Genomic DNA, 11788 nt, shown 5'->3' with positions numbered 1-11788 from the left:
CCGGGAGGGGGCGACCAATGAACATCCTGGTGCTCGGTGGGGCCGGTTATATCGGATCGCATGTCTGCAAGGCGATCGCCGCGCGGGGCGATACGCCCATCGTTTTTGACAATCTGTCCGCCGGTCATCGCGCGTTTGTACAATGGGGCGAACTGCTCGAGGGCGATATCCGCGACACGGACGCGCTGGACGATGCGTTTTCCCAATATCAGCCTGACGCCGTCATGCATTTTGCGGCTTCCATTGAAGTTGGAATTGGCGAACGCGAACCCCTTTCCTTCTGGCAGAACAATGTCGCCGGGACGCTGAATGTGCTGGACGCCATGGCGCGTCATGGATGCGAGCGATTTGTGTTCTCCTCCACTTGTGCGGTCTACGGCCAACCGGATAAATTGCCGATTACAGAGGCCGAAACGCGCAAGCCCGGGAATGTCTATGGCCGCACCAAGCTGGCGGTAGAACGCATCCTTGAGGATCTATCGGCGGCGACACCGCTCCGCTTTGCCGCACTGCGGTATTTCAACGCTGCCGGGGCCAGTCCCGAGGCCGAAATCGGCGAAAAGCATGATCCGGAGACCCACCTCATTCCCAACGCGCTGAAGGCGGCCGCCGGCTTGCTCGACCGGCTTCATCTGTTCGGAAACGACTATGAGACGCACGACGGCAGCTGTGTCCGGGACTTCATTCATGTCGAGGATCTGGCTGCGGGGCATCTGGCCGCGCTGGACCATCTCATGAAGGGCGGCGAGAGTTTTGCCTGCAATCTCGGCACCGGCCAAGGGATAACGGTGAAGGAGGTGATTGCCGCTATTGAGGGCGTCACTGGATTGAAAATTCCGCTGAATATCCATCCGAGGCGCGCGGGTGATACCGCTCAGCTTTACGCCGACACCTCGCGGGCTCGATCTCTATTGGGCTTCGAACCGAAGCGATCGGATATCGAGACCATCATTACGGACGCCTGGCGCTTTCATAAAAAGGATTGGGCGCTATGAGAGCCCGTCTGGAAGGTGAAACACTCTCGCTGATTATCGAGCAAGGCAAGGGTGGTGAAGCGCATCTGGTCTGGTTGGGTCCAAAAGTTCACGAAGACCTAGCGCGGGCCCCGGTTTTTCAGCGCCTTCCCGCCAGTCCGGATGTCCCGGTAGGTCCGGCCCTGATGCCGGAACATGGAAACGGTTTTCACGGCATTCCGCAGATTGAAGCCCATTGCGTGACGTCTAACCGCCGCATCCGCTTGGCCCCGCCAGAAATCCAGTCGGATCCGGACCTGATTTGCCTTGTGAGCCAGGACGAAGCGGCGGGGGTTTCGGTTCATTGCGAAGTCCGATTCGAAGGCGATGCTTTGATCATGGAAAGCAATGCCGCAAATGGCGGGAGCGAGCGGGTCAGTGTGGCGCGGCTGGCCTCGGCCTTGCTGCCGACACCCGATTGGGCAGACGAAGTGTTGACCCATGCGGGGGGCTGGGGCCGCGAAGGACAGACAGCCCGCCGCAGATGGACTGCTGGCCGAATAGAACAGCTCGGCCGTGGCGGCCGGCCGGGATTTGATGGCGGGCCAACCCTGACGCTTCTGGAGGGCCGAACCACCGAAAACTCAGGCAAAGCCCTTTTGGCGCATTTGGCCTGGAGCGGACCTTTCCGGCTGGCGGTCGAACGCGCAACGGATGGCAGCGGACAAATCCTGGCGGAACAGCTTTTTGCACCTGGCGAATGTGTTCTAACCCCCGGAGGCCGCATTAACCTCCCTCCGGTCATCATCGCCGTGTCTGATGCCGGGCTGAAGGGTGTATCGGATATTTTCCATCAGGAGTTCCGGCGCCGGTCTCGGCCTATCAAACGCCGCGTCCACTTCAACACCTGGGAAGCGCGGTATTTCGAAGTCAATGAGGCTGATTGCCTACAGCTCGCGAAGGATGTGGCGGAGCTGGGAGTTGAACGCTTTGTGCTGGATGATGGTTGGTTCAAGGGCCGGAATGACGACACGACCAGCCTGGGCGATTGGACGGTTGATCAGAGAAAGTTTCCAAACGGCTTTGGTCCACTGATCGACACGGTCCAGGCAAACGGCATGGATTTTGGCCTCTGGGTCGAACCGGAAATGGTCAGCCCGGACAGCGATCTCTACAGGGATCATCCCGACTGGGTGCTGGGCCATCCTGAAACCGGCCTTCCAACAGGCCGGAACCAGCTGGTGCTCGATCTCGTCTTGCCAGAGGTCCGAGATCATCTTTTCGAGACGATTGCTGCGCTGCTGGATCAATATCCAATCGCTTATCTCAAATGGGATTGTAATCGCGATCTCTACCCGGCCACGCGCGACGGTATTGCGCGTGCTGGATTGCAGACACAAGGGCTCTACGCCTTACTGGATCGATTGCGGCAATCGCATCCTAATGTCGAGATTGAAAGCTGCGCCAGCGGAGGCGGCCGGATTGATGCCGGCATTGCACAATATATCCAGCGCTTCTGGACCAGTGATGCGACCGATGCTGTTGATCGCATTCGCATCCAGCGCGCCGCCAGCCTGATCGTTCCTACCGAAATGCTTGGCGCGCATATCGGTCCCAGCCCAAATCCCATGACCGGCCGCCAAGTTCCAATGGCGTTTCGCGTGCTGACCGCTTCTTTCGGACATCTGGGACTGGAGGCAGACCCGGCAAAACTGAGCGAGCAGGATCGTGCGGTCTTGAAGCGTGGCATCGAGACTTACAAACGCCACCGTGACTGGATGAGCGAGGGGCGGCTGGTTCGGATCAGCGAGGCGGGGAAAGAACCGGATGTCCAGATGCTGGTCTCCGCGACAGGCGATCAGGCCCTCGTGCGTATCCTGCGGATCAACACGCCGCCCCGCCCGCTTCCGCCGCGCATCTGCCTGTCTGGCCTCGCAGAGGAAGCGCGATATGACCTCAATGAGATTGCTTTGGAAGGCACGCCCGAGTTATGGCCACTCGGCGAGGTTTTCGGTGCCGGCCTGGCGGCGGAAGGACTTCCGCTTGATCCCGGCAGAGCGCTGTCCGGCCGCCTCATCCATATGAAAAGGATCAGCTGATGCGTCTGGGCGTTTGCTATTATCCAGAACACTGGCCGGCGGAAAAATGGGCGGATGATGCCCGCCAGATGGCCGCGCTTGGCCTGTCCTGTGTCCGGATCGGGGAATTTGCCTGGGCAAAGTTCGAGCCCGAACCCGGCCAATTTGAATGGGGCTGGTTTGACCGCGCCATCGAGACGCTCCACGCGGAAGGCTTGGGCCTCATCCTCGGCACGCCGACGGCCACGCCGCCGAAATGGCTGATTGACCAATACCCAGACATGCTGGCTCAGGATGAACACGGCCGTCCACGCCGGTTTGGCTCGCGCCGTCATTATTGTTTTTCCAGCGAAACCTACCGGCGTGAGTGCCGCCGGATCGTCACCGAAATGGTCAAACGCTTTGGCAATCACCCCGGCGTGGTGATGTGGCAAACCGATAATGAATATGGTTGTCACGATACGGTCGAAAGCTATTCGCCTGCCGCGCAAGCGGCCTTCCGGGCCTGGCTGGAGAACCGCTACGGCACAATCGAGGCTTTGAATGCTGCCTGGGGCGCGGTGTTCTGGAGCCAGATCTACCGGTCTTTTGATGAAGTCGATTTGCCGGGCGCAACGGTAACTGAAGCCAACCCGTCTCACCGGCTGGATTTCCAGCGTTTCTCGTCCGATCAGGTCGCCAGCTTCAATCGCGAACAGGTCGAGATTATCCGGGAACATTCGCCGGGCCGGGAAATCACCCATAACTTCATGGGGGCCTTCACCGCCTTTGACCATCACAAAGTTGGGGCCGATCTCGATATCGCCACCTGGGACAGCTATCCGCTGGGATTTCTTGATCTCAGCCCGGTCCCGGAAGATCTGAAGCGATACTGGTTGCGTCAGGGGCATCCGGATTTTCAAACCTTTCATCACGACCTCTATCGCGGCTGTTCGCCGAAATGGGGGGTGATGGAGCAGCAACCCGGCCCAGTGAACTGGGCGCCATATAATCCGGCACCGCTGCCCGGCATGGTCCGGCTCTGGTCACTGGAAGCGATCGCGCATGGGGCCGATCTGGTCAGCTGGTTTCGCTGGCGGCAGGTGCCATTTGCACAAGAACACATGCATGCCGGGCTCCAGCGCCCTGATGGCAAGGCGGCCCCGGCCTATGACGAGGCCCGGCTGGTCGCGGCCGATGTCGAGGCGATCAAGGCAGGCGAAGCGGCCCGCAGCGATGTCGCCCTGATCTTCGATTACGAAGGCCAATGGGCCCATAAGATCCAGCCACAGGGACGAGGCATGGATTTATTGCGTCAGGCGTTTGAGGCCTATTCAGCATTGCGGCAGCTCGGGCTTTCTATCGATATTCTGCCGCAGTCGGCTGACCTGTCCGGCTACAAGCTGGTGGTTCTTCCCGGCCTTCCAATTCTGCAACCCGATTTGATTGAACAGTTAAAACAAATGTCCGCATCCGTTCTGGCCTTGCCGCGCACGGGGTCTAAAACAGAGCATTTCCACATTCCAGAAACATTGGCGCCTGGCGCGCTTCAATCGCTGATGCCGATCAGAATTTCGCGCGTGGAAAGCCTGCGCCCGTCGGTCACCGAAACCGCCATCTGGGTGGACAGCGAACGCAAGGTGATCAATTGGCGCGAGAAGGTCGAAATGCCTGCACCCGACAGTGAACTGGGCGTGCATGTTGAAGCGTGTTTTGCCGATGGCTCACCATTCTGGATTGAAGCGGATCAGGTTCATTATCTGGCGGGCTGGCCCGACAATGAGGCTGCTGTGAACATTTTTGGCTTCATCGCCAAGCGCGCCGGGCTGGACGTGCGATCGCCCGGTCTCAGTCTGCGTTTTCGCAAGCTCGGCGATATAGAGTTTGCGTTCAATTATGGGCTGGAGCCAGAAAGCCTTAAGGGTTTGGTTCCGGAGACGGCCAGATTTCTGATCGGCGGGCCAAACCTGCCTCCGGCGGGGGTTGCGGCCTGGAAAACCTAGCGCGGCAAGCCCACGAATTCTGCCCGATTGCCCAGGATCAGCCGATTGTAGATCAGGGAAATCGTAATCGACGCCATCAGCGTGATCAGCATCAGGTGAATGTAATGCAGCGGTGTCCAGAGGAAGGTGAAGCCGGCATAGATCACCGTACCTGACAGCACGCCCGTCATTGCCGCCCCCGCTCCGACATTGCGGAAAACCAACCCGACAATGAAGGCCGACAGGATCGGCATCGACAAGAGTCCGAAGAGTTGCTGAACCAGATTGATGATGCTTTCCGCGCTCTGATAGACCGGGACCAGCAAGATGGCGAGGCCAACGAATATCAACGTGATGACCAGATTCATCCGGCCGACATTCGGCGTGGAATCGAAATAGGTTTCGTGGACATCCAGCACATAAAGCGTGGTTGACGAGTTCAGCACCGAGTTAAAACTGGTCAGCACTGCCGCCGCGATCATTGCCGCAAACGCACCAGACAACCAGGGTGGCAAAACCGCGCCGACGATCTGGCCGTAGGCGGCATCCCCTACATCTCCGAACAGCTTGAACGCCACAATCCCGGGGATCACGACAATGGCCGGCACGATCAATAATCTGATGCCTGCGGCTGCCAGCACGCCCTTTTGCGCCTCGCGCAGACTCTTGGCGGCCATGGCTCTCTGGGTGATAGTCTGGTTGGTGCTCCAGTAAAAAATCTGGATGAAGATCATGCCCGTCAAAAGCGTATGCCAGGGAATGGGCGAGTCACTATCGCCAATCATGGTCAGGCGTTCTGCCGGAATGCCAGACAGATCGAAATCGATTGCCATCAAGGCCAGGATCACGACCAGCACCGCCACGCCCAGCACGCCAACCCCTGAGATCGCATCCGAGACCGCGACAGCGCGCAGACCGCCAAAGATCGCATAAGCCGATCCGATCAGCGCAAGTGGAATCGCAAACGCCAGAATGGGCCAATCGACCCCGAACATGGATTTCAGAAAAAGCGAGCCCGTATAGAGCATGACGGGCAGGAAAACGATGATGTTACCGGCCAGAAACAAGGCGGCGATCAGCGCTCTGATATTCTTGTCATTATAGCGCTGGCCCAGCAATTCGGTCGTCGTGCGGCAATTATTCTTGTAATAAATGGGCAGAAAAACGAAGGCGAGAATGATCAGCCCGGCGACCGCCGCCAACTCCCACCACGCGAGCAAGGCCATCTGATTTCCATTCATGCCCACCAGCTGATCCGTTGAAAGATTGGTGAGCGTGATCGAGCCCGCGACCAGTATCCAGCCCAGGCTGCGCCCGGCGAGGAAATACTCGCTTTCATCATCGGTCGCGGTTTTCTTCATGGCGGAGACACGCCACCAGGTCAGCGCGCCGATTGCCAGCGTCAGCGCCGCAAAGATTCCCACCTGTAATGGATCAAGTGCCAGAGCGTTGTTCATATGTCCCCCCGTTGGCGGACCATGAACACATCCACGAGTTCAAACAAGTTCAATGTTCAATGGACTTCTCATCGGCCTGCTTGCAAAACTCTCGTAGAACACAGCGGAAAGCCGCCAGTCCGCGCGGTCGAGCGGGTATAGGGGGTCATGCCGTCGCCGCCATGCGTGGTGGGAACCGCCAAGGCGCGGTCTGCTGGCAACCAGTGGCTCCAGCCTTCATAGCCGGTCTTCAAGGCCTGTTCGATCAGGAGACCCCGGAATCCAGAACAATCGATGAGGAACTCGCCAGCGTATTCTTCGCCATTGTCCAGCTTGACGCTCTCGACAAATCCGGTGTCGATGTTTTGCCGGACATCGACAACCTTGCCTTCATGGCGCACGACCCCGCGTGCCTCCGCATATTCGCGCAGAAAAGCGGTATAAAGGCCGGCGTCGAAATGATAGGCATAGTCAAAGGTCGACTGGATTTTCCAGCGATCGGCCTGGGGTTGGTCAAACCGGCCTGCTTTCGCTGCGCCCCAGCACATCGAATAGTCCTGGATCTCGCCGACTTTGCCCCGTGAATTCTTTAAGCGCCAGACTAGCAGGTCGGATCGCAAATTTAAGCAGATCCGCAATGCTCAGGTCCTCACCAAGGCTATTTGTCCGAACAGGAATTGTATCGCCCGGATTGGTGAAAATTGGCTGGTCATCGGGCGTCTTCCGGGCTCAAAATGGCGCCTTGGGGTAGGGGCTTCCGCAGACAGGTCAGGGCCAACATGAACGTATTGGTAACCGGCGCGAACGAGTTTCTGGGCGCACATTTTATCTTTGCACTCGCTGAAAAAGGCTATGCCGTGCGCGGCACGCTTCGTGTATTGAAGGCTGCCGCCAAGGCGCGGGTCAGGCGCGTTGTCATGACGTCCGCGTATCAAAAAGCCAGGGCGCGCATGCCGGTACTGAAACCTGTCACACCCCCTCAAACGATTGTGAACACGTAGGCTCCGATTGCCGGTGATCTGCGCTTGTCGTGTGATCAACCCACCGCCTATGCTGGGAGAAACGTGACAGGCGGTGCCTGCGCGAGGGATATTTTGGGAGGGTTTCATGGAAAAGATCGGATATGTCAGCGCTTTGGCGCTAATCTTGGCGGCCTGTTCGGCCGGTGAGGACGCGCCTGGCAACGATGCCGGGGAGATGTCAGCCGACAGCGGCACAATGGCTGAGGTTGAAACAGACGGCGCTGCCGGCTCTGGAATGCCTGAAGATGCAGTCGCGTCGTCAACGGATCTTGCCTCGGTCATTTCCCATGAACGCCGCGATGAAAACCGCGCCCGCGATGATTGGCGCCATCCCCAGGAAACCCTGAGCTTCTTTGGCGTCGAGCCGGATATGACCGTTGTGGAAGTCCTGCCGGGCAATGGGGGCTGGTATTCGCAAATTCTGATGCCGCTGACGGCCGAGCAGGGCCGCCTGATCGGTGTGACCTATCCCGATCGCCTGTGGTCGCAGATGTTCCCCAGCTGGAGTGAAGAAAACTATGAGCGGTTCGGTGCCGATATCAGCCAGATGAGCCGCTATATGAGTGTCGACGGTGTGGTCAGTGCGCAGCCCATTGTCGGATATACCATTGACGATATACCCGATGCCGAAAATGGCTCGGCGGACATGGTGCTTTTCATCCGGGCGCTTCATCACCTCTTCCGGTTCGAAGAGCCGATGATCGATACGGCTCTTGCTGAAGTCTTCGATATTCTGGCTCCCGGCGGCGTGGTTGGTGTGGTCCAGCACCGGGCACCGGAGAGTGCCGATGCTGAATTTGCGAGCGGTAATAATGGCTATCTCAAACAAAGCGATGTGATTGCGGCGTTCGAGCGGGCCGGTTTCGTGCTCGAGGACGTCAGCGAGGTCAACGCCAACCCGAATGACCCCGCCGATGGCTTTGTCTGGCGGCTGCCCCCGACAACCACGAACAATGAGGCAACCCTGGCGATTGGTGAATCCGACCGTATGACCCTGCGTTTCCGCAAACCGGAATAGGACGCGGTCACTCGATCGTCTATCGCCCCGCCAGCCGGGGAGGCGGGATGTGACCGGGCGGCGCAGAGCCATTCTGCCGCCCTTGTTTCCGAAACGCCTCTCTGACTAGTATCGGTCAGGATTGTGGGAGCTTTCATGACAGAGAAAAAAGCGCTGCCCCGGACCGTTGGTTTTTGGGGCGCTTCCCTGTTTCCGGTAAATGGCATGATCGGGGGCGGCATCTTCGCTTTGCCCGCCGTGCTGGTTGCAGCCGTCGGTGATTTCGCACCGTGGATGATGGTTTGCGGCCTTGGGGTCATCCTGCCTCTGGCTTTTGTGTTTTCCAAACTCGCGGCCCGGTTTGACCATCATGGAGGCCCCATACTTTATGCCGGAACCGCGTTCGGGCCGTTTTTTGGGTTTCAGGCAGGCTGGGCGCGCTATGCGTCCGGCGTTGTGGCAATAGCCGCGAATACGCATGTCGCTATTGCCTATCTGGCCGTCCTGTTTCCGGTTCTGAACGATCCCGCTTTAAAAACGACCGCCGTCGTTGCCTTCATTGCCTTTACCACCGGGGTTAATCTGGTCGGTATGCGGGCTTCGGTTGGTCTGCTTGGCATCATAACGGCCGTCAAAATTCTGCCCCTGGCCGGGCTAGTGGTCGTCGGGCTGGCAACCCGTGACCCGTCGATCAATCTGAGTCTGCCGGAATTTTCAGCCTTTGAAAGCGTGGTCCTCCTGACATTCTACGCTTTCATGGCCTTCGAGAACGGCACGTTTGCTTCCGGTGAAGTTCGCGATGCTAGGCGGACCGTGCCGCGCGCGTTATTGGTGACGATCGGCGTGGTCGCCGTCTTCTATGTGCTGGTGATCCTGGCCTATCTGGCGGTGTCGCCGGTGGTGACAGAAGGCGAAAGTGCCTTGGCTGCAGCCGCGGGTGATCTGATGGGGCAGGCGGGCGTCATCGTGATCTCTATTGCGGCGGCATTTTCTATTGCCGGCAATTCGCTCAGCGGCGGAATTGTGACGCCGCGCATGACCTATGGCATGGCGGAACAAGGCATGTTGCCACGCGTATTTGCGCACATTTCGTCGCGCTTTCGGACACCGGATGCCTCGATCCTGTTCTATGGCGGCAGCGCCATTCTGTTCAGCCTCTGGGGAGGTTTCGCCGCATTGGCGGCCGCCAGCACACTTTCGCGCCTTGTTATGTATCTCTTGTCATCGGTAGCGCTTCCGGTGATTGAATATCGCGATGAGAAGACCGTTCCGATCTGGCATTTGCCGATCGCCCTGTTTGCAGCCGCTTCGACCATCTGGGTGGCCAGCCACGCCAGCCCGCGCGCCTTCATGATGTTGGGATTAATCCTTCTGGTGGGCAGCGGTCTTTATTTCGTCGCCCGCCGCACACCAATGGACGGAGCGTCTGATCCAGAAAGCTGAGCGATGCGCTTGGCCTGGTCCGGTGGACGCCCAGGCGATCTGCGCTAGGTATTTCGCTAACAATAAATGGGCGTATGCCATAAATATTGGGGAGTAAAATGGTCCGGTTTTTTTCTGTTCTGGCAAAAGCCAGCCTGTTGGGCGCGACGGTCATAACCGCGCAAGCGGGCGCACAATCGATCCCGGGTGACCGGGTCAGCGGCGATTTCTACGCGACGCGATCCGTGACCACTGCGACGCGGGGCATGGCGGCGACGGCGCATCCTCTGGCGAGCCAGGTGGCGATTGATGTGCTTCAGGCCGGCGGGAACGCCGTGGACGCGGCCATTGCTGCGAATGCCGCGATTGGTCTGATGGAGCCCACCGGTAATGGCATCGGTGGCGATATCTTCGTGATCATCTGGGATCCTGAAACCCGGCAGGTATACGGTCTTAACGGGGCCGGACGTTCGCCTATGGGGCTGAGCTATGACGAGGTCATGTCGATAGTCGGCGATGGCGGATCCATTCCGCCAATGGGCGCCATGCCGGTTTCCGTGCCGGGCACGGTGGATGGCTGGTTTACCATGCATGACCGGTTTGGATCCTTGCCCATGGACGAGGTCCTGGCCCCGGCCATTCAATATGCCGAGAACGGGTTCCCGCTCACCGAGACGATTGCCTATTATTGGGATCGCAATATGCGCATTCTCGATACGCGGTTTGAAAACGGCGAGTTTGAAGAGTTTGCCAATGCGCAAGCGACCTATCTGACCGACGATGGAGATGCGCCGCGTGAGGGCGAAGTGTTCCGTAATCCGGATCTTGCAAACACCTACAGGCTGATCGCGGAAGGGGGACGGGATGCCTTCTATGACGGCCCGGTTGCTCAGACGATCAATGATTATATGGAACGTATCGGCGGCTGGATTTCCTATGAGGATATGGCGGCGCACCGGTCTGAATGGGTCGACCCGCTGAGCGTCAATTATCGCGGTTATGATGTCTGGCAGCTGCCGCCCCAAACCCAGGGCGTGGCCGCTCTGCAGATGCTCCAGATTCTGGAAGAGTATGATCTGGCCTCGATGGGGTATATGAGCGCCGAGGCGCTACACCTGATGATCGAGGCCAAGCGTTTGGCCTTCGAAGATCGCGCCCGTTTCTATGCGGATCTGGACTTCTCGACGACCAATCTCGAGGCGCTGATTTCCGAAGATTATGCAGACACGCGCCGGGCGCTGATCTCTACCGACGCCGCGATGGAAACCGTTACGCATGGAGATCCGGCGATCCTGGAAGAGGGTGATACCACTTATCTGACCGTCGCCGATGGCAATGGCATGATGGTGTCGCTGATCCAGTCGAACTTCCGGGGCATGGGCTCGGGCCTCGTGCCGGACGGTCTGGGTTTCATGCTACAGAACCGGGGCGAATTGTTCAGCCTCGATCCGAACCATCCGAATGTCTACGCCCCCGGCAAACGGCCCTTCCACACGATTATCCCCGCGATGATTACGCGCGATGGCGAAGCCCTTATGAGCTTTGGCCTGATGGGCGGCTCCATGCAGCCGCAGGGCCATGTGCAGATCATTACCTCGGTCATCGACTTTGGTCTGAACATCCAGGAAGCTGGCGATGCCGCCCGTTGGCGTCATGACGGCTCCACCTCCGAAACCGCTGCGGCGGGCGGTGAGGCCGGTGTTGGTGTTGTCCGGGTTGAAAGCGGGCTGCCGGAAAGCGTCCGTGAGGAACTCCGCGCACTGGGCCATGTGGTCGAGGATGGAAATGGCGGCTTTGGCGGCTATCAGGCGATCATGCGGGATCCGGAAACCGGCGTGCTCTATGGGGCCAGTGAGATGCGCAAGGACGGCGCCGCGCAAGGGTATTAGGCCGGATGTAGGGGCTGACGTGCTTCTGTC

9 protein-coding genes are annotated in these 11788 nt (G+C 58.8%); 7 read left to right on the top strand and 2 right to left on the bottom strand.

What is annotated here, in order from left to right:
• Positions 1–17 precede the first annotated feature (17 nt).
• The 3 genes from galE to ACO079_RS08205 are packed head-to-tail and all read left to right on the top strand — an operon-like array spanning position 18 to position 5013.
• The gene (gene galE / locus ACO079_RS08215) at positions 18–995 is read left to right on the top strand and encodes a UDP-glucose 4-epimerase GalE (protein ID WP_421789140.1); all 978 of its coding nucleotides are present in this window, start codon (positions 18–20) and stop codon (positions 993–995) included.
• Positions 992–3052: an alpha-galactosidase gene (locus tag ACO079_RS08210; RefSeq protein WP_421789139.1), complete on the top strand. Its 2061-nt coding sequence runs from the start codon at positions 992–994 to the stop codon at positions 3050–3052. Before galE ends, ACO079_RS08210 begins: the two co-directional genes overlap by 4 nt.
• Positions 3052–5013 (top strand): beta-galactosidase, encoded by a 1962-nt coding sequence (locus tag ACO079_RS08205; RefSeq protein ID WP_421789138.1) that lies wholly within the window; start codon positions 3052–3054, stop codon positions 5011–5013. Before ACO079_RS08210 ends, ACO079_RS08205 begins: the two co-directional genes overlap by 1 nt.
• Here ACO079_RS08205 and ACO079_RS08200 read toward each other — a convergent pair.
• Together ACO079_RS08200 and ACO079_RS08195 are read right to left on the bottom strand one after the other, a co-directional pair.
• Complete coding sequence (locus ACO079_RS08200; protein ID WP_421789136.1) at positions 5010–6449, bottom strand: SLC5 family protein; 1440 nt, start codon at positions 6447–6449, stop codon at positions 5010–5012. The genes ACO079_RS08205 and ACO079_RS08200 overlap by 4 nt on opposite strands.
• Before the next feature lie 68 nt (positions 6450–6517).
• Entirely contained in the window at positions 6518–6976 is a 459-nt protein-coding gene (locus ACO079_RS08195; RefSeq protein ID WP_421789135.1) for a tryptophan 7-halogenase, read from the bottom strand.
• Positions 6977–7207: 231 nt separating this feature from the next.
• On the opposite strand from ACO079_RS08195, the gene ACO079_RS08190 reads away from it, so the two are divergent.
• The 4 genes from ACO079_RS08190 to ggt all read left to right on the top strand — a co-directional run bounded on the left by ACO079_RS08190 (position 7208) and on the right by ggt (position 11758).
• Positions 7208–7429: a hypothetical protein gene (locus ACO079_RS08190; protein ID WP_421789133.1), complete on the top strand. Its 222-nt coding sequence runs from the start codon at positions 7208–7210 to the stop codon at positions 7427–7429.
• Positions 7430–7535: 106 nt separating this feature from the next.
• Positions 7536–8468: a class I SAM-dependent methyltransferase gene (locus ACO079_RS08185; RefSeq protein WP_421789131.1), complete on the top strand. Its 933-nt coding sequence runs from the start codon at positions 7536–7538 to the stop codon at positions 8466–8468.
• A gap of 135 nt (positions 8469–8603) precedes the next feature.
• Positions 8604–9890, top strand: a complete 1287-nt coding sequence (locus ACO079_RS08180) for an APC family permease (protein ID WP_421789129.1) — start codon at positions 8604–8606, stop codon at positions 9888–9890.
• 98 nt (positions 9891–9988) lie between these two features.
• Entirely contained in the window at positions 9989–11758 is a 1770-nt protein-coding gene (gene ggt, locus ACO079_RS08175) for a gamma-glutamyltransferase (protein WP_421789128.1), read from the top strand.
• Positions 11759–11788 lie beyond the last annotated feature (30 nt).

Source organism: Hyphobacterium sp. (assembly GCF_965228115.1).
Lineage (GTDB): Bacteria > Pseudomonadota > Alphaproteobacteria > Caulobacterales > Maricaulaceae > Hyphobacterium.
This window is presented reverse-complemented; position numbering and strand designations above follow the sequence as displayed.